We start from the raw sequence: 18,575 nt of genomic DNA on the forward strand, positions 1-18,575 counted from the left end.
CACGCCGGGCGCAACCGCTGCGCACCCGGCGTGTCGCCCGAGAGCTGTGGACCGTCAGCTCCGGCGTGCGGACTTCTTGCGGTACTCGAAGACCTCGTCGATGATCCCGTATTCCTTGGCCTGCGCCGCGGTGAGGATGTTGTCGCGGTCGGTGTCGCGGCGGATCTTGTCGGGGTCCTGGCTGGTGTGACCGGACAGGATCTCGTCGAGGAGGCGGCGGATGCGCTCGATCTCGGCGGCCTGGATCTCGAGGTCGGACACCTGGCCCTGGTACGAACCGCCGGTGCGCGGCTGGTGGATGAGCACCGTGGCGTTCGGCAGGGCGGCGCGCTTGCCGGGGGTGCCCGCGGCGAGCAGGACCGCCGCGGCCGAGGCGGCCTCACCGAGGCAGACCGTCACGATGTCGCAGTGGACGTACTGCATGGTGTCGTAGATCGCCAGCATCGCGGGCACGCTGCCACCGGGCGAGTTGATGTACATGGTGATGTCGCGGTCGGGATCCTGCGACTCGAGCACCAGCAGCTGCGCCATGATGTCGTTCGACACGGTCTCGTCGATCGGGGTGCCGAGGAAGACGATGCGCTCCTCGAACAACTTGGCGTACGGGTTGTACTCCCGCATCCCGTTGGGGGTGTGCTCGATGAACGAGGGCAGGATGTAGCGACTCTGGAGTCCGGCGGCGGCCACGCCTGCGGGACTGGGGGTGGATCCGAACACGTTGCTCATGGTTTCTCCGAGGTTCTCTGGGCGGCGATGCGCGCGGGGCGTGGGTGGAGTCGGGTCGCGGTCGGTCAGGCCCGCGAGATCACGTGGTCGACGAATCCGTACTCCTTGGCCGCCTCTGCGGTGAACCACTTGTCACGGTCGGCGTCGGCCTCGATCTTCTCGAGCGGCTGTCCGGTGAACTCGGCGTTGAGGCGGTTCATCTCTTTCTTCGTCAGCGCGAACTGCTCGGCCTGGATGGCGATGTCGGCCGCGGTGCCACCGATGCCCGCCGACGGCTGGTGCATCATGATCCGCGCGTGCGGCAGGGCGTGACGCTTGCCCTTCGCGCCGGCGGCGAGGAGGAACTGGCCCATCGAGGCGGCCATGCCCATCGCGTAGGTCGCGACATCGCACTGCGCGAGCTGCATGGTGTCGAAGATCGCCATGCCCGCGGTGACCGACCCGCCGGGCGAGTTGATGTAGAGGTTGATGTCCTTGGTGCTGTCCTCGGCGGCGAGCAGGAGGATCTGGGCGCACAGCCGGTTGGCGATGTCGTCGTCGACCTGGGTGCCGAGGAAGATGATCCGCTCGCGCAGCAGGCGCTCGAAGACCGAGTCGCTCAGGTTCAGGCCGGACATGCCCGAGCTCGCGGTGACACCCGAGCTCATCGCAGGCGTGTGGATCTTCGACTCGGTCACGATTCCTACTTTCGAAAGAGGTCGGGAGAGATCTCGAGGGTCGGCGCACGGGGCGCCGTGCACGAGATCGTTGTGCGGGAGTGCTCGTAGTCGACACTAACGAACAGGGGCGGCCCCGAGTCGTCGGAGCCGCCCCTATTCGCTGACAGCGGAACACATCGGTGACCGCTGTCGTCGGTGGTCCTAGCTGGTCTCGGGCTCTTTCGCCGAGGCCTCTGCCTGCTCGGTCCCGGCACTCTCGACCCCGGGGGTGTCGCCCTCGGAGTCGGCGTCCTCGCCGCCGCCGAAGAACTCGGCGGTGTCGACGGTCGCGCCGGTGGTGTCGGTGACCGACACCAGACCGATGACGCCGGCGAGCGCCTTGCTGCGACGGACGTCGGCGTAGATCGCGCCCACCTGTCCGGCCTGCTGCAGCTGGGCGATGAAGTCCTGGGGCGCCATGCCGTAGCGCTGCGCCTGGAACATGATCTGCTGGGTCAGCTCGTCCTGCCCGACGACGGTCTCGCGGGCGTCGGCGATCGCGTCGAGCAGCAGCTGCGACCGGACCGACTTCTCGGCACCCTCGCGCGCCTCGGTCTCCCACTCCTCGCGGGTGGTCCCCTGCTGCGCCAGGAACTCGGCGACCTTGTCGTCGTCGTGATCGAACGCGTGGACGACCTGGTGCATCTGGCTCTCGACCTCGGCGTCGACGACGCCCTGCGGCAGCGGCACCTCGACCGAGTCGAGCAGCTTCTCGAGCACCGCGTCGCGGATCGCGCTCGCCTGCTCCATCTTCTTCGACTGGCCGACGCGCTCGGTGAGGTCCGCGCGCAGCTCGTCGATGGTGTCGAACTCGCTGGCCATCTGGGCGAACTCGTCGTCGGCCTCGGGCAGCTCGCGCTCCTTGACCGAGTTCACGGTGACGGTCACCTCGGCCTCGGAGCCGCTGTGCTCGCCGGCGACGAGCGTGGTGGTGAAGACCTTGTCCTCACCGGTGCTCATGCCGACGAGTGCCTCGTCGAGGCCGTCGATGAGCTGACCCGATCCGACCTCGTGGGACAGGCCCGTGGTGGAGGCCTCCTCGACCTCGGCGCCGTCGACGGTGGCGGCGAGATCGATCGAGACGAAGTCGCCGTCCTTCGCGGGGCGCTCGACACCGGTCAGGGTGCCGAAGCGAGCGCGCAACGCGTCGAACTGCTCGGTGACCGCGGCGTCGTCGACCTCGACGGGCTCGACCTCGACCGACAGCGACGCGAAGTCGGGCAGGGCGATGTCGGGACGGACGTCGACCTCGGCGGTGAAGGTGATCGACTTGCCGTACTCGAGTTCGGAGAGGTCGATGTCGGGCTGGCCGATCGGGTTGGTCTCGGTCTCGGCGATGGCCTCGGAGTACTTGCCCGGGAGCGCGTCGTTGACGACCTGCGCGAGCACCGAATCGCGGCCGACCCGTGCCTCGATGAGCTTGGCGGGGGCCTTACCCGGACGGAAGCCGGGGATGCGGATCTGCTGGGCCAACGACTTGTAGGCGCGGGCGAAATCCTTCTCGAGCTCCTCGAACGGGACCTCGACATTGAGTTTCACGCGCGTCGGGCTCAGCTGCTCGACAGTGCTCTTCACGAACTTGACTCCTTGTGTGATGACGGTGGTACGGGTCTGGGGTCTCCGGGCCAGGGGTCTGGTCCGGACGCAGACGCGTCGGGGTTCTCGCCCGGGGATCCATCTGTCGTCGGGATGACAGGATTCGAACCTGCGACCCTCCGCTCCCAAAGCGGATGCGCTACCAAGCTGCGCCACATCCCGGACTCGCCGGTGCCACAGCGGAGAAGAAGGCTCGCAGTCCTCGCAGACACCGAGCGCAAATACTACGTTGCCGCGGTGCGACCTCGGGAATCGCCTCACGACGCGGTGCGACGGCCGACATGACACAGGCGCCGTATCGCGGTGCGATCGGCGCCTGTGTGGTCACGTGAGCGGGTGACGGGAATCGAACCCGCGTAGCTAGTTTGGAAGACTAGGGCTCTACCATTGAGCTACACCCGCGAGCACACCACGCCGGGTGGGATCGCCACCGGCGTCGCGTGCGGAAGCGACTGTACCGCGTGGGTGTGGCCGATCCGAAATCCTCGACGAGGCGGTTTCCGCCCGTCTCGTGTGACACGCGTCTCCCAGGAGTTGCACCTGCATGTGCTGTCACGTGCGTCTCACGAGCCGCATGACAACACTCCTGTAACGAATCAGACACAGTCTGGGTTGGGCGCAGTCCGCGGTCCGTGTCACCATGGACGAGCGCGTGGGGTCTCGCGCAGTACACCCGTATCCGATCGAAGGACAGGTTTCGAACTCGTGCTGACTCCCAGGTCCACCCGCCGTGCCCACACCGTGCGCCGCGTGCTCACCGTGCTGATGGGTGTCGTGATCGCCCTCGTGGCGGTCCCGACCGCGGCGATGGCCGCGCCCGCCGCACCCACACCGACCATCCCCGGCCTGCCGGGTGTGCCCGTGCCGGACTTCCTCAAGCCGCTGCTCCCGGCGCCGCCGGCCCCGAGCACCCCCCAGCCCGCCCCGGCCCCGGCCGAGCCCGCCGAGCCCGCGCCGCCGGCGCCCACCAAGACCGGGTGGATCGCACTGGCCGACGACGCCACGCACACCCTGACGATCTGGCACAACGGCAAGGTCACGCGCACGATGCCGATCTCGATGGGCTCCAACGAGCACCCCACCCCGAACGGCACGTACTTCACCAAGGAGAAGTACCGCGACATGTACATGGACTCGTCGACCTACGGCGTGCCCGTGAACTCCCCCGGTGGCTACCGCACCTACGTCGAGTACGCGGTCCGGATGAGCTGGGACGGCATCTTCTCCCACGCCGCCCCGTGGTCGGTGGAGCAGCAGGGCAAGACCAACGTCAGCCATGGCTGCATCAACCTCAACACCGAGAACGCCAAGTACATCTACGACAACTTCCCCACCGGTACGCCGATCGTCGTCCGCGGCACCGTGGGTGGTCAGTACGTGCAGGGCAGCTGACCCACCTTCTCCACCGAACGAGGCCCGACCGTGATGCACGGTCGGGCCTCGTCGCGTGGGTGGGCGTCCGCGGAGGGCGTTCGGCTCGGGGCGAGGTCAGTGCGCTCCGAGTTCGTGGCCGTTGCCCTCCCCGGTCACACGGGAGATCGCGCGCATCTTGTTGACCGCGTCGAGTGCGGCGACCTTGTATCCCTCGGCCAACGTCGGGTAGTTGAACACCGCGTCGACGAGGTAGTCGACCGTTCCACCGCACCCCATCACCGTCTGGCCGATGTGGACGAGTTCGGCTGCGTTGCTGCCGAACACGTGCACGCCGAGCAGGGTGCGATCGTGGGCGTGGACGAGCAACTTCAGAAGCCCGTGGGAGTCGCCCATGATCGCACCGCGGGCGAGTTCTCGGTACCGCGCGACACCCACCTCGAACGGGACGGTGTCGGCGGTCAACTCCTCCTCGGTCTTCCCGACGTAACTCACCTCGGGGATCGAGTAGATGCCGATGGGCTGGATCCCCGTGCCGTTGCCGATCGGCTCGCCGAAGGCGTGGTACGCCGCGCGCCGCCCCTGCTCCATCGACGTCGCCGCGAGCGCGGGGAAGCCGATGACGTCGCCGACGGCGTAGATGTGGTCGACCTCGGTCTGGAAGAACTCGTTGACCTCCAGCCGGCCGCGGTCGTTGCCGGTGAGCCCGGCCTCTTCGACACCGAGTTCGTCGGTCACCCCCTGACGGCCCGCGGAGTACAGCACACAGCCCGCGGGGATCTTCTTGCCCGACTCCAGGATCGTGAGGGTGCCCTGGGGGTGCTTCTCCACCGTCTTCACCGATTCCGAGAACCGGAAGGTCACGCCCCGTTCGCGCAGTTGGTACTGCAACGCCTCGACGATCTCGCGGTCACAGAAGTCGAGCATGTGGGGCCGCTTCTCGACGACGGTGACCTTGGTGCCGAGCGCGGCGAACATGGAGGCGTACTCGATGCCGATCACCCCGGCGCCGACGACGACCATCGACTGCGGCACGTGATCCATGCCGAGGATCTGGTCGGAGTCGACGATGGTCGCGCCGTCGAACTCCACCGTCGACGGACGCGCGGGCCGGGTGCCGACGGCGATGACGACGTGATCGGCCGTCACCACCTTGCGCTCTCCGTCGGGACCGTCGACGGCGATCTCGTTCGGACCCGTGAAGCGCGCGTTGCCGATGAGCAACGCCACCCGATTCCGCGTCAGCTGACTCTGGATGACGTCGATCTCCTTGGCCACCACGTGCTGGGTGCGCGCCGAGAGATCGGTGACGGTGATGTCGGACTTCAGACGGTAGGACTGGCCGTAGAGCTCCCGCTGGCTCAAACCCGTGAGGTAGAGGACCGCCTCGCGCATGGTCTTCGAGGGCACGGTGCCGGTGTTGATGCAGACCCCGCCCACCATGTCGCGACGTTCGACCACCGCTGCGCGTTTACCCAGCTTGGCCGCGGCGATCGCGGCCTTCTGGCCCGCCGGGCCCGATCCGATGACGACGAGGTCGTAGTGATCCACAGTTGCACTCCGCTTCGGTGACAGGCGACACGCACAGACCGGCCCAGTGTCACCCAGTTCGGACGCCGCCACATGTCGTGGACGTGAATTCTGACGTCCCGCGTCTCCCGTTCCGCCTCAGGCGCTGCGCGGCAACTGCCGGTCGGCGGAGAAGGTGGCCTGCACCTGCATCCACTGCGCCAACACCTCACAGCCGCAGAGGTCACCGCGACCGCCCAACGGCTCCGACCCGTAGGCGACATGGCGGCCGCCGCGGCGGTTGATGATGGTGATGCCGTGCCACATGATGACCGCGGGCAGGTACGCCGCGATCTCGACCAGCGCCGTCCGGATGCGGGTGATGTCCCGACGCCATTGCCGTGGGCGGATCGCGGTGCGCGCCGCGTTCTGAAAGGCGTTGGTGCGCAGGGTCTGACCGATGCGCCGCATCCAGGCTGCGACATCCCGCAACGACAGTGCGCTGGTGAGATCGGCGATGTCGCGGATCAGAGAGTCGTCGCTGGCGTTGCAGATCATGTCGTTCGGATCGGCGATCCACATCGTCGCGATGTCCGGCGGCAGCGCGGGACCGGGACCGGCGATCCCGAATCCCTCGCACCCGGCGACCGCGCCCGGCGGCTGATGCGGGTCGGCGACGAGCCCCACGCCGAGCACCGTCGAGAGGTCGCGTCGGCTGCGCCGGGCACGCGACAGCGCATCGCGGATGACCACACATCCCTGCGAATAGCCGATGAGCATGACCGGTCCGTCGACCGCAGCCATCGCGGCCTGCAGCCGCGCCGATCCGACGGCGACCGACTCGGCGAAGCTCATCCCGTCGCGCTGGGGTACGGGGCCGTAGCTCGACGGGTAGCCCACCCAGCGGCACCGGAACCGGTGGTCGAGGTGGGCGCCCACCTCGGCGAGCAGACCGGTGAGGTCGGTGCGAGGGTCGTCGGGCCAGGACTCCCCGGTCCCGCCGACGGCGAGGACGGTCACTGTGGTCATGGGACCGATACTCGACCCCGGACCTGAGAGATCGGGTCCGAGGACTCTGAGGATCGGCTGGCAGTGCGTGCGACGGTCAATCCGGCTGGCAGGAGGGGCACCAGAACAGGTTGCGGCCCTCCATCACCTCGCCGAGGATCGTGTTCCCGCAGATCCGGCAGGGCTCGCCGCGACGGCGATACACATAGCTGCGCGGACGGCCGCGCATACCCGGTGTGCCGTGGTCGTCCTCGGACCGGATGGTGATGATCTTGCCGCGCCGCACCCCGACATCCATCAGTTCGACGGTGTCGTCCCACATCTTCTGCCAGACACGGTGATCGACCGCGGTACCCGGTCGCATCGGGTGTACGTTCGCACGGAACAGCACCTCGGCGCGATACACGTTGCCGATTCCGGCGATGACCTTCTGGTCCATCAGCATCGCGCCGAGCGCGCGACGGGACTTGTGGATCCGCGCGAACGCCTTGTCGGGGTCGGCGTCCTTGCGCAGCGGATCGGGACCCAACCGGGCGACAAGGGCATCGAGGTCCTCGGGCGTGAACATCTCGCAGGCGGTGGGACCACGGAGGTCACCGCCGTGATCGTCGCCCTCGATACGCAGACGGACCTGACCGACCGGTGGCGGCATGGGCGCCTTGACATCGGAGAACTTGCCGTAGAGCCCGAGGTGGATGTGCACCATGTCGCCCGAGTCGTAGTGGTGCACAAGATGTTTGCCCCACGCCTCGGCCCGGGTGAAGTGTTGGCCGTCGAGGCGTTCGGCCTCGGCGACGAAACGCCCCTGCGGGCTCGACACCGCCAGCTGTTGGCCGCGATAGCGACGGTGGTGCAGACGCGCGAGCCGGTGGATCGTATGGCCCTCGGGCATACGACGCTCAGTTCGCGGGCAGGGCGGGGGCCTGTCCCGTTCGCTCGTAGTCGGCGAGGATGTCGATGCGACGCTGGTGGCGCGGTTCCTCCGACCACGGCGTGGCGAGGAACGCGTCGACGATGGCGAGCGCCTCGTCGGTGGAATGCATGCGCCCGCCGATACCGATCAGCTGGGCGTTGTTGTGCTGACGGGCCAACTGCGCGGTCTCCACGCTCCAGGCGAGCGCGCATCGGGCGCCGGGCACCTTGTTGGCCGCGATCTGCTCGCCGTTACCGCTACCGCCGAGCACGATGCCCAGGCTGCCGTCGTCGGCGACGGTCGCGAGAGCTGCCGCCACACAGAACGCCGGGTAGTCGTCCTGGGCGTCGTAGGTGTGGGCACCGCAATCGGTCACCTCGTGGCCCGCGGCGGTGAGGTGGTCGAGGATCTGGTTCTTGAGTTCGAAGCCGGCGTGATCGGCCCCCAGGTAGACGCGCATGCGCTACAGCATGCCAGGTCATCGGGGGCCGATCACACGGTGGCCGGGGACTGCTCAGTCGAACTGCGGTCCCTCGTCGCGGCTGCGCTTGAGTTCGAAGAAGTGCGGGTAGCTCGCCAGCGCCACGGCGCCGTCCCACACACGTCCGGCGTCGTCGCCGCGCGGGATACGCGAGAGCACCGGGCCGAAGAAGGCGACGTTGTTGATGTGGATGGTCGGTGTGCCCACGTCGTCGCCGACGGCGTCCATGCCCTCGTGGTGGCTCTTCCGGATCGCGTCGTCGAACTCGCCGGAGTCGGCGGCCTTCGCGAGTTCGGCGGGCAGCCCGGCGTCGGCCAGCGATGCGGCGATCGCCTTCTCGAAGTCGTCGACACCGTTGTTGTGGATCTGTGTGCCCATGGCGGTGTAGAGCGGGTCGAGGACCTCGTGGCCGTGCGCGTTGACGGCCGCCTGCAGCACGCGGACCGGCTTCCACGCCTCCTTGAGCTTCTCGGCGTAGTCGGCCGGGATGTCCTTGCCCTCGTTGAGGACGGCGAGGCTCATGATGTGGAACTCGACATCGATGTCGCGGACCTTCTCGACCTCGAGGATCCAGCGCGAGGTGATCCAGCACCAGGGGCACAACGGGTCGAGCCAGAAGTCGACGCGGTCGCGTCCCGTGGAGCCGGTGGTGTCGGTCGTCTGCTCAGCGGTGGTGCTCATCAAAACTCCTCACGTCGGGGCGTGCGCATGCCAGTGGACTCTGCCAAACGTCTCGTGAGAGTCAACGGCGAGCGCCGGTCGGCATTCCCGACCCCGCCGTCGCCCCTGCACACCGGGGCGGGAGGAATGATGGGGTAAGTGTGTTGACGACACGACCGGGCTCCCCCGACGTCTTCTCCACCACTGCCCGACCCACACACCACCGACAGGACAATCCTCTGTGAGTGCACCGAATCTGACCCGCGACGACGCGGCCCGGCGATCGTCGACGATCGCCGTCGAGAACTACGTCATCGACCTCGACCTGACCGACGGCGCCGGCAAACCCGGCACCGAGACCTTCCGCTCGACCTCCACCGTGACGTTCACCGCCGACGCCGATTCCTCGACGTTCATCGACGTCGTCGCGAAGTCCGTGGTGTCGGCGACACTCAACGGCACCGACATCGACGTCTCCGGCTACACCGAGGAGGACGGGATCACTCTGTCCGGCCTCGCCGCACACAACGAGCTCACCGTGGTCGCCGACTGCCTGTACTCGAACACCGGTGAGGGGCTGCACCGGTTCGTCGACCCCACCGACGACTCGGTCTACCTGTACTCGCAGTTCGAGACCGCCGACGCCAAGCGGATGTTCGCGTGCTTCGACCAGCCCGACCTCAAAGCGACCTACGACATCGCCGTCACCGCACCCACCGACTGGGTGGTGATCTCGAACGCGGCACCGACCGATTCCGAGGGAGCGGTGTCGGAGGGCCGCGACGGTCGCCACACCTTCGCGACCACGGAGGTGCTGAGCACCTACCTCGTCGCCCTCATCGCGGGCCCCTACGCCAGCTGGACCGACGAGTACTCCGACGACCACGGCACCATCCCCCTCGGGATCTACTGCCGCGCATCGCTCGCCGAGTTCATGGACCCCGAGCGGCTGTTCACCGAGACCAAGCAGGGCTTCGACTTCTACCACCGCAACTTCGGCGTCCCGTACGCGTTCGGCAAGTACGACCAGCTGTTCGTGCCCGAGTTCAACGCCGGCGCGATGGAGAACGCCGGCGCCGTCACCTATCTCGAGGACTACGTCTTCCGGTCGAAGGTCACCAAGGCGCTCTACGAGCGTCGCGCCGAGACCGTGCTGCACGAGATGGCGCACATGTGGTTCGGCGACCTGGTCACCATGAAGTGGTGGGATGACCTGTGGCTCAACGAGTCCTTCGCGACGTTCGCGTCGGTCCTGTGCCAGTCGGAGGCAACCGAGTACACGAGCGCCTGGACCACGTTCGCGACGGTCGACAAGTCGTGGGCCTACCGCCAGGACCAGCTGCCCTCGACCCACCCGGTTGCCGCCGACATCCCCGACATCGCCGCGGTGGAGGTCAACTTCGACGGCATCACCTACGCCAAGGGCGCGTCGGTACTCAAGCAACTGGTGGCGTACGTGGGCCTCGAGGACTTCCTCGCGGGCCTGCGCGATTACTTCGGCGCCCACAAGTTCGGCAACGCCACGTTCTCGGATCTGCTGGGGGCACTCGAGAAGTCGTCGGGTCGCGACCTGTCGGACTGGGGCGACCAGTGGCTCAAGACCACCGGCATCAACGTGCTGCGCGCCGACTTCGACGTCGACGACTCCGGCGCGTTCACCCGCTTCGAGATCGTGCAAGAGGGCGCTGCGCCCGGCGCCGGTGAGTTCCGCACGCACCGTATCGCGGTCGGGATCTACGCCGACGACGACAACGGCAAGCTCGTGCGTGTCCACCGTGCGGAACTCGACGTCGAGGGCGAGCGCACCGAGGTGTCCGACCTCGTGGGGGTGGACCGCGGCGCACTGATCCTGGTCAACGACGACGACCTCACCTACTGCACCGTCGAACTCGACGAGGACTCGCTGACCACCGCGACCGAGCGGATCGCCGACATCACCGAGTCGCTGCCGCGCACGATGGTGTGGTCGGCCGCGTGGGAGATGACCCGTGGCGCCACCATGCGGGCACGCGACTTCGTCGCATTGGTCGAGCGCGGTATCGGCGCCGAGACCGAGATCGGCGTGGTGCAGCGCGTGCTCATGCAGGCCCAGACCGCCGTCGACCGCTACAGCGATCCCGAGTGGGCGGCGAGCACGGGCTGGCCGGGCTTCACCACGCGGCTGCTGGAACTGGCCCGTGCCGCCGAGGCGGGATCGGATCACCAGCTGGCGTTCGTCGGTTCGCTGCTCGCGTCACCGGCCGGCGACGACGTCGTCGAGGTGTTGCGTTCGCTGCTCGACGGCGACGACCCGGCGGATCACGGTCTCGCCGGCCTCACCGTCGACACCGATCTGCGGTGGTCGATCGTGACCGCGCTCGCCGCGGCCGGTGCGATCGACACCGATCCGGCGTCGACGCCGGTCATCGACGCCGAGGCGCAGGCCGACAACACCGCCGCCGGAGCCCGCAAGGCCGCCGCGGCCCGCACGGCGCGCCCGCTGGCCGAGGCGAAGGCACACGCCTGGGAGCAGGCCGTCGAGGACGACTCGCTGTCGAACACGCTGGCACGCGCGGTGATCGGCGGGTTCGCCCGGCCGGGGCAGGAGGAGCTGCTGGCGCCCTACGTCGAGAAGTATTTCGACGCCGTGCCGAAGGTGTGGAAGCGGCGGTCGAGCGAGGTCGCGCAGAGCGTCGTCGTGGGGCTCTACCCGCAGTGGTCGATCGACGAGCACTCGCTCGAGCTCGCCGATGCCCTGCTCGCGGAGGAGCACCCAGCCGCGCTGCGTCGGCTCATCCTCGAGGGTCGCGACACCGTCGCCCGCTCGCTGCGGATCCGCCGCTTCGATCGCGGGGAGGACTCCCGGAGCTGAGATCGCCCCACCGAACGACGAACGCCGCGTCCCCGGAAGGGACGCGGCGTTCGTGGTTCCGGCGTGTGCCGAGTCGGCGTCGCGCGGTGCCGGCTCAGGAACGGGCGACGGCGGTGGCCATCACGCGCAGGGCGGCGATGAGGCCGTCGACCATGTCGTTGTTGCGGAACGAGGCGATGGCCGCGGTGACGCCGAGCTGCGCGACGCGGTCGTTGACGCGGTCGGCGACGGCGCTGCCGCTGACGACCACGATGTCGTGGCTGTTGGGCGACACGGCGATCAATGCGGCGTGCGCGGGCTCCGGGATCTGCGGGAGCACGGCGGTCGCACCGGCGTACGGGTCGGAGCCCAGGTCGCCGATGTAGATCGAGAAGCGGACCCGCGCGAGCTCGGTGGCGTGCGACAGGGCCTCGTCGAGGGCGACGAGCTCGTCGCGCGCGAACGGCGGTGTCGCAGCGGCCGAACCCGGCATACGGGCAGCCGAGATGCGACCGCTGGTGGTGACGACGGCGCCGAGCGGCAGAGCGTCGGGATCGGTCACGATGGGCTTGATCTCACCACTTGCCACTTGCGGACCCTCCGATCAGTTCGTCGGCGCCGAGATCGTGGTGGACAACCGACAGCGGCGCCGCGTCGGTCGCACTGAGTAGCATCGGATCGCGCGTCCACTCCTGATCGAGCGTGTACGGCTGTGTCTTCTCGTACTTCGCGCCGAAGGCCCACGCCATCGACACGACGCAACCGATCACGAACACGATGCAGATGATCGTGACGGGAACGCCGATCGCGACTATGAGGTCATCCATCCCAACACCCTTCAGCAGTGGAGCTGCGCCCAGAGAAGCCGTACTCCGGGAAAATCTAGCCGAACTCCACCGCCGGGGACCATTCGGGTACGACGAGCTGTAGTCGACCGTGTGGGCATCGGGGTCACCGGGGTCAGGCGGCGCCGACGTCGATGTAGCGCGACCAGGCTGGATCGATCTCCTTGACCGTCGCGAGCAGCCGCCAGTGCCGGCCCTTCGGCGGGGTGAGCGAGGCGCGCAGCGTCCACCCGAGCTCCGACAGGAGCCGGTCGGCCTTCCTGTGGTTGCAGTTCGCGCAGCAGGCCACGCAGTTCTCCCAGTTGTGCGCTCCCCCGCGACTGCGCGGCACCACGTGGTCGATCGTGTTCGCCTTGGCCCCGCAGTAACCGCACCGGAAACGATCGCGGTGCATCAGCGCGGCGCGCGTCATCGGGATCTTCGCCCGGTACGGCACCCGCACGTACGTGCGCAGGCGGATGACCGACGGGATCGGCATGGAGAGGTCGGCGGAGTGGATGGCCGGACCCATCTCGTCGGTGTGCACCACATCGGCGCGTTCACGGAGCACCAGGACCACGGCGCGCCGGATGGAGATCGCGGTGAGGGGTTCGTAGGTCGCGTTGAGCAACAGCACCCGGTGCTTGCCCCAGACCGCGGTGGTCGCCACGCCGTTCTCGTCGATCGGGGCGGTCGTCTCGCCCGCGGACCCCGAACCACCGACGGACCCCGAACCGCCGACGGACGCAGTGGAGACAAGCGCGGTCACCCGCTCTGACTGCTGCTTCCTCATGCGCGTCATCCGACCTCCGACAGTGGGGACGATCCAGTTCACCACGGAATCGCACCGAACGCACTGCATTACGCGCCCGGCCCGGTCGTCGAGGCCTCCGGGTGTGCATCCTCGCAGTTCAGAGGGGTTGTGGACGGGTGAACATCCGTTGTCGGGCAGGGGTGGCCGGCGCCGGGGCGTCGGAGCGCATCGGTCGATGGGGGACACTGGGGGCGTGACCGATGGCGCAACGACGTTCTACGACGCGGTCGGGGGTGCGCAGACCTTCGACGACCTCACCCGACGTTTCTACGAGGAGGTGGCGCGCGACGAGATCCTGCGTCCGCTCTATCCCGAGGAGGACCTCGTCCCGGCCGAGCGACGGCTGCGGATGTTCCTCGAGCAGTACTGGGGCGGCCCGCGCACCTATTCCGACGAGCGCGGCCATCCACGTCTCCGGATGCGCCACCACCCGTTCCGGATCGGCCCCATCGAACGGGACGCCTGGCTGCGCTGTATGCACACCGCGATCGACTCCATCGGCGCCGACCGCCTCGACGACGACCATCGTCGTGCGCTGGTGGACTACATGGAGATGGCCGCGGAGTCGATGGTCAACTCCCCGCTCTAGACCTCCGTACGCGTGAGCGCGCCGACCGGCGCCACGCCGGTGTGAGCGCGGCCACGCCCGGGCGCGGCGGGACCGGGGGCTCGCCCACCGGTGAGGCAAGATGACATCCGTGAACGACGAATCGCCGCAAGCCCCGATCGACGACTCCGCACCCGAGGGTGCCGACGACGTCGCGGCGGCCACCGACGTCGCCGAGGACTCCGGTGCCACCGATCCCACTGCGGGCCAGGACGTTTCCGCACCGGCGCAACCCACCGCGGTCGCCGACGACGCCGCCGGTACACCGGCGTGGTGGACGTCGGCGGTGTTCTATCAGATCTATCCGCGATCGTTCTCCGACAGCGACGGCGACGGTGTCGGAGACCTCCCGGGTGTGATCGACAAGCTCGGCTATCTCGAACTGCTCGGCGTCGACGCGCTGTGGATCAGTCCGGTCATGCGCTCCCCCATGGCCGATCACGGCTACGACGTGTCCGACCCCCGCGACATCGACCCGCTCTTCGGCGGCATCGGCGCGTTGGACGCCTTGGTCGCCGAGGCCCATGCGCGCGACATCAAGGTCACCATGGACCTGGTCCCGAACCACACCAGCGATCAGCACCGGTGGTTCGTCGAGGCGCTCGCCGCCGAGCCCGGCAGCGCGGCTCGCGAGCGGTACATCTTCCGCGACGGTCTCGGCGAGGACGGCAGCGAGCCGCCGAACAACTGGCCCAGCATCTTCGGCGGCCCGGCCTGGACGCGCGTCACCGAACCCGACGGCACGCCCGGCCAGTGGTACCTGCACATCTTCGCCCCCGAGCAACCCGATCTGAACTGGGAGAACGACGAGGTCTTCGAGGATCTCGCGACCACCCTGCGGTTCTGGCTCGACCGGGGCGTCGACGGATTCCGCATCGACGTCGCCCACGGCATGGCCAAGCCGCCGGGACTCCCCGATATGCCCGAGGAACTTCAGACCGGTCTGCTCATCAACGACGACGACGATCCGCGGTTCAACAACCCCGGGGTGCACGCCATCCACCGTCGTATCCGCGAGGTGATGGACTCCTATCCCGACGCGGTCACCGTCGGGGAGATCTGGGTGCGCGACAACGCGCGCTTCGCCGAATACATCCGGCCCGACGAACTGCACCTGGGCTTCAACTTCCGGTTGGCCGAGGCCGACTTCGACGCCGAGTCGATCCGCGAGGCCATCGAGAACTCGCTCGCCGCGGTCGACTCGGTCCGCGGCAATCCCACGTGGACGTTGTCGAACCACGACGTCGAGCGCGAGGTCACGCGATACGCAGCCGAGACCACCGAGGCCGTCGGTCTCGATCGGGCGCGGGCGATGGTCATGGTCGAGCTGGCCCTGCCGGGAACGGTGTTCCTGTACAACGGATCCGAACTCGGGCTGCCGAACATCGACCTCGCTGAGGAGGCGCTGCAGGACCCGGTGTGGGAGCGCTCGGGCCACACCAACCGCGGCCGCGACGGCTGCCGCATCCCGGTGCCGTGGCTCGGCGACGCCCCGCCGTACGGGTTCAGCACCACCGAGGACACCTGGCTGCCGATGCCGAAGGACTGGGACGTCCTGACCGCCGAGCACCAGCTCGAGGACGTCGACTCCACTCTGTCGCTGTACCGGCTGGCCATCGAGCTGCGCAAGACGCGTCCGGAGTTCGCGGGCGAGGAGATCGAGTGGTACGGCGCACCGCCGCAGTGCCTCGCGTTCCGCCGCTCCGTCGGCCGGCTCGTGTGCGTGCTCAACGCCGGCGACACCCCGGTCGGGCTCCCCGCGGGCGAGGTGCTGCTCACCAGTGCCCCGCTCGACGAGGGCCGGCTGGCGCCGAACGCCGCGGCCTGGCTGGTCTGACCGCTCAGGTCGCGGTCAGCGTGATCGGGACCGTACGCCGGAAGTAGACCGAACCGAAGCGCGCGTCGATACGTGCCCAGGCACCGTTCGTGCGTACTCGCACCGGTTCGTCGGCGTCGATCGCGGAGATCGGTGACGTCTCGGTGACCATGCGTCCGTCGGCGTCGGTGACGAAACCCATTGCGGTGATGGCGAACACCGCCCGCATCGTCACCGCCACCGCCGTGCCGGTCCACTCCGACGACGCGTCCGGGGTCACCTCGAGCACGCTCTGATCGAGCAGCGAGGCAGGCGGTCCCTGCGGACCGCCCTGGGTGCGGGCGACCTCGGCGCCCTCCCGCGACAGTCCGACGATGGTCCGCGCGGGCACGTCGTCGACGTGCACGAACCCGTGTTCCGGTGGCAGCGCGCCCGATTGCCAGGCGCTGTCGACGGAGAACCCGGCATCGATCTCCCGAGCGGTCGTGTCGTCCGACGGGACACGCAGGGCGCCGTGGAGGACGGCGCTGTCGTGGACCACGTCGGGTGCGTCGATCGCCACCCGCACCACTCGGGTCGCCAACACGTCGAAGGGCGTGTGCACCCACACCCCGACACCACCGTCGCCGCGACGGCGCAGACGGATCGCCGAGGCCGGATCGAGTCGGTGGGCGCGAGAGACGAACGCGTACAGGTCATACCGGTCCATCAACTCGTCCACGACGATCACGCCGGACCTCGCGTTCGGGTCGTCATCACCGCGCGGGACGCGCCGCGCGACGGCCGTCGGTGCGCAGGAAGCTGCGCAGGTAGTCCTTCTCCTCGGTGGTCATCCGCCGAGGCATCTGCGTGTCGACGTCGAACGACACCAGCTGTGTCGAGGCGACGACCGCGGGCTTGGACTGCGGGTCGGCGTGGGCCGGACGCACCTCGTACCCGACGGTGAAGTCGACGGCCCGCACCGTCGTGGTGAACATGGTGACCTCGATCGGCGACTGTTCGTGCCGCAGTTGGCCCTGATAGCGGACGTTCAGGTCCGCCACGAGGCAACCGGTGCGCAGACCGGCGGTCGGTCGTTCGTCGTAGAACAACCACGGGATCCGCGCCTCCTCCAGCAGCGTCACCATCCGTGCGTGGTTGATGTGGGCGAAGACGTCCATGTCCGACCAACGGACGGGAACCGTCACCAGGAAGCCGGCGTCGACCCGTCGGCCGTCGTCGCCACCGAGTGAGTCGTCGCGTTGTCCGTCGGTGGTCGTCATGGCCGTGTGATCCTCCTGTGTTCCTCGCACCACCCTCGACGGGGTCGCGCCGATGCTCTCCTCACCTCATCACAGCGGGCCCCACCGCGGCGAGGCGCGTCCGCCCATGTCGAGTCAACGACCCGCTGCCCTGATCTGCGCATCACCGAGAATCGCTACCGGGCAATGGTTCTGAACCACTCCACGATCGGCCCGATCGCCGCGAGGTTGGAGGCGAGGTGTCGCGACCCATGGACGGTGCGGTCGGGCAGGGGCGTGCGGTCGACCGCAGCGCGTCGCTGTCGCAACAGCGCCGCGCACCGGTCGGTGTTGGCGGCGACGGCCTGCTCGTCGTCGCTCATCGAGAACAGCCGCACCGGCGCCGAGGACGTCCACCCTGCGCACACCGTGTCCGCGCGGTCCAGTGCACGCGCGAACGTCCCGGTGGGACGGCTCAGGAGTTCCATCGCACGCGGTGTCAGCAACTCGCCGAGCGTCCCCGGTAGACCCCGCACCATGACGTCGCCGGGAGTGTCGCCGGCGAAGTAGGTGTCGACCCGGCCCGCATACGGCTCGCGGAAGACCTCCGTCGGAACGGTGTAGATGCCCCCGTGCACGCGGTTCCACGAGTCGAGGAGATACGCCGCGTAGATCACGGCCATGCGCTGGTCTACCTGTCCGCTCAGCATCGCCGGGATCTCCACGGCCCGCAGCGCATACGCGCCACTGACCGGCGCCACGGCGCGCAGCCGGAAGTGAGCGTCCTCGTGGGCATCGAGCGCTCTCGCCAGTCCCAGCGCAGCGGATGCGCCCTGGGAGAACCCGGTCACCATCACGCCGCGATACACGGTCCGGTGCTGTCGTGCGACGACCGTTCGTGATGCCCGGAGAAGATCCAGCGATGCCGATGTCTCCGTCGGCACATCCATCCACGGGTGTCGACCAGGACCGTCCCCCAACCCGAGATAGTCCGGTGCAGCGGCGGCGAATCCGGCCGACGCGTACGCGATCGCCGGACCGGACGACCAGACGTCGGCCGAGCGGGACGGCACGTCGGATCGGACGCTCGTGGTCCCGTGACCGTAGGAGACGAACGTCAGGGTCGGCGAGTCGGTGCGCGGCAGCGCCAGCAGGCCGCTGGCCGATGTGAGCGTTCCATCGACACCCGGTGTCCGGTAGACGATGCGGAAGGTGTCCACGCCGGACATCGCCGATCGTGTGTCGAATCCACCGTCTGCGAGCCGCGTTCGGACCTCCGATGCCGTGTAGCCGACGAGCTTCTCCACCGACTCGACTGTTCCGCGACCTCGCTCGGCGGTGTCCGTGCCGGCGCATGACGTCCCGGTCACGGCAACGATGGCACCCACCAGGCCGACGAGGACGAGCGACCGCAGTCCGTGTGCTCTCATGCCCCCATCGTGGAACGCCGACGGCCTCGCCGGATCACCCACGAGAGGGATCGGTGATGCTACGTCCGAGGG

At 68.5% G+C, this 18,575-nt stretch carries 18 protein-coding genes and 2 tRNA genes; 4 read left to right on the forward strand and 16 right to left on the reverse strand.

Annotated features, from left to right (window positions below; translation table 11 throughout):
- Window positions 1-54 precede the first annotated feature (54 nt).
- The 5 genes from ASG12_RS11145 to ASG12_RS11165 all read right to left on the reverse strand — a co-directional run bounded on the left by ASG12_RS11145 (window position 55) and on the right by ASG12_RS11165 (window position 3,422).
- Window positions 55-726, reverse strand: a complete 672-nt coding sequence (locus ASG12_RS11145) for an ATP-dependent Clp protease proteolytic subunit (RefSeq protein ID WP_045822383.1) — start codon at window positions 724-726, stop codon at window positions 55-57.
- Window positions 727-791: 65 nt separating this feature from the next.
- On the reverse strand, window positions 792-1,403 hold the full coding sequence (locus ASG12_RS11150) for an ATP-dependent Clp protease proteolytic subunit (RefSeq protein WP_045822382.1): 612 nt from the start codon (window positions 1,401-1,403) through the stop codon (window positions 792-794).
- 183 nt (window positions 1,404-1,586) lie between these two features.
- Complete coding sequence (gene tig / locus ASG12_RS11155; protein WP_055789177.1) at window positions 1,587-2,999, reverse strand: trigger factor; 1,413 nt, start codon at window positions 2,997-2,999, stop codon at window positions 1,587-1,589.
- 109 nt (window positions 3,000-3,108) lie between these two features.
- Window positions 3,109-3,182: transfer RNA gene (locus tag ASG12_RS11160), tRNA-Pro, on the reverse strand.
- A 169-nt stretch (window positions 3,183-3,351) separates the two neighbouring features.
- Window positions 3,352-3,422 (reverse strand) — tRNA-Gly (locus tag ASG12_RS11165).
- 303 nt (window positions 3,423-3,725) lie between these two features.
- Between ASG12_RS11165 and ASG12_RS11170 the strand changes: the two genes are divergently transcribed.
- Window positions 3,726-4,412 (forward strand): L,D-transpeptidase, encoded by a 687-nt coding sequence (locus ASG12_RS11170; protein ID WP_055789178.1) that lies wholly within the window; start codon window positions 3,726-3,728, stop codon window positions 4,410-4,412.
- A gap of 96 nt (window positions 4,413-4,508) precedes the next feature.
- On the opposite strand, the gene sthA is transcribed toward ASG12_RS11170, so the two are convergent.
- The 5 genes from sthA to ASG12_RS11195 form a co-directional block, all read right to left on the reverse strand.
- Window positions 4,509-5,942 carry a Si-specific NAD(P)(+) transhydrogenase gene (gene sthA / locus ASG12_RS11175; protein ID WP_055789181.1) on the reverse strand — a complete coding sequence of 478 codons (1,434 nt, stop codon included), beginning with the start codon at window positions 5,940-5,942 and terminating at the stop codon, window positions 4,509-4,511.
- A 117-nt stretch (window positions 5,943-6,059) separates the two neighbouring features.
- Window positions 6,060-6,929, reverse strand: coding sequence for a PE-PPE domain-containing protein (locus ASG12_RS11180; RefSeq protein WP_055789184.1), 870 nt, complete (start codon window positions 6,927-6,929; stop codon window positions 6,060-6,062).
- A gap of 76 nt (window positions 6,930-7,005) precedes the next feature.
- Window positions 7,006-7,800: an Fpg/Nei family DNA glycosylase gene (locus ASG12_RS11185; protein ID WP_055789187.1), complete on the reverse strand. Its 795-nt coding sequence runs from the start codon at window positions 7,798-7,800 to the stop codon at window positions 7,006-7,008.
- Between the two features lie 7 nt (window positions 7,801-7,807).
- Entirely contained in the window at window positions 7,808-8,281 is a 474-nt protein-coding gene (locus ASG12_RS11190; RefSeq protein WP_055789190.1) for a ribose-5-phosphate isomerase, read from the reverse strand.
- A gap of 54 nt (window positions 8,282-8,335) precedes the next feature.
- The gene (locus tag ASG12_RS11195; protein ID WP_055789192.1) at window positions 8,336-8,983 is read right to left on the reverse strand and encodes a mycothiol-dependent nitroreductase Rv2466c family protein; all 648 of its coding nucleotides are present in this window, start codon (window positions 8,981-8,983) and stop codon (window positions 8,336-8,338) included.
- A gap of 220 nt (window positions 8,984-9,203) precedes the next feature.
- Here ASG12_RS11195 and pepN point away from each other — a divergent pair, with 220 nt between their 5' ends.
- Entirely contained in the window at window positions 9,204-11,813 is a 2,610-nt protein-coding gene (gene pepN, locus ASG12_RS11200) for an aminopeptidase N (protein WP_055789195.1), read from the forward strand.
- Window positions 11,814-11,907: 94 nt separating this feature from the next.
- On the opposite strand, the gene ASG12_RS11205 is transcribed toward pepN, so the two are convergent.
- The 3 genes from ASG12_RS11205 to ASG12_RS11215 form a co-directional block, all read right to left on the reverse strand.
- Window positions 11,908-12,381, reverse strand: coding sequence for a DUF5130 family protein (locus ASG12_RS11205; protein ID WP_055789197.1), 474 nt, complete (start codon window positions 12,379-12,381; stop codon window positions 11,908-11,910).
- Window positions 12,368-12,619 carry an aa3-type cytochrome oxidase subunit CtaJ gene (ctaJ, locus tag ASG12_RS11210; protein WP_045822352.1) on the reverse strand — a complete coding sequence of 84 codons (252 nt, stop codon included), beginning with the start codon at window positions 12,617-12,619 and terminating at the stop codon, window positions 12,368-12,370. The genes ASG12_RS11205 and ctaJ overlap by 14 nt, the downstream gene beginning before the upstream one ends.
- A 133-nt stretch (window positions 12,620-12,752) precedes the next feature.
- The gene (locus tag ASG12_RS11215; protein WP_055789600.1) at window positions 12,753-13,418 is read right to left on the reverse strand and encodes an HNH endonuclease; all 666 of its coding nucleotides are present in this window, start codon (window positions 13,416-13,418) and stop codon (window positions 12,753-12,755) included.
- 187 nt (window positions 13,419-13,605) lie between these two features.
- Between ASG12_RS11215 and ASG12_RS11220 the strand changes: the two genes are divergently transcribed.
- Both ASG12_RS11220 and ASG12_RS11225 read left to right on the forward strand, forming a co-directional pair.
- Complete coding sequence (locus ASG12_RS11220) at window positions 13,606-14,019, forward strand: globin (protein WP_055789199.1); 414 nt, start codon at window positions 13,606-13,608, stop codon at window positions 14,017-14,019.
- Between the two features lie 100 nt (window positions 14,020-14,119).
- Window positions 14,120-15,874 carry a glycoside hydrolase family 13 protein gene (locus ASG12_RS11225; protein WP_082501866.1) on the forward strand — a complete coding sequence of 585 codons (1,755 nt, stop codon included), beginning with the start codon at window positions 14,120-14,122 and terminating at the stop codon, window positions 15,872-15,874.
- Between the two features lie 4 nt (window positions 15,875-15,878).
- Here ASG12_RS11225 and ASG12_RS11230 read toward each other — a convergent pair whose 3' ends face one another.
- From ASG12_RS11230 to ASG12_RS11240, 3 genes are all read right to left on the reverse strand, one after another.
- Window positions 15,879-16,562 carry a hypothetical protein gene (locus tag ASG12_RS11230; RefSeq protein WP_055789605.1) on the reverse strand — a complete coding sequence of 228 codons (684 nt, stop codon included), beginning with the start codon at window positions 16,560-16,562 and terminating at the stop codon, window positions 15,879-15,881.
- A gap of 46 nt (window positions 16,563-16,608) precedes the next feature.
- Window positions 16,609-17,115 carry an acyl-CoA thioesterase gene (locus ASG12_RS11235; protein ID WP_055789202.1) on the reverse strand — a complete coding sequence of 169 codons (507 nt, stop codon included), beginning with the start codon at window positions 17,113-17,115 and terminating at the stop codon, window positions 16,609-16,611.
- A 155-nt stretch (window positions 17,116-17,270) separates the two neighbouring features.
- Window positions 17,271-18,503: a lipase gene (locus tag ASG12_RS11240; protein WP_156378055.1), complete on the reverse strand. Its 1,233-nt coding sequence runs from the start codon at window positions 18,501-18,503 to the stop codon at window positions 17,271-17,273.
- Between the last annotated feature and the right edge of the window lie 72 nt (window positions 18,504-18,575).

It is taken from the genome of Williamsia sp. Leaf354 (genome assembly GCF_001424365.1).
Classification (GTDB): Bacteria; Actinomycetota; Actinomycetes; order Mycobacteriales; family Mycobacteriaceae; genus Williamsia_A.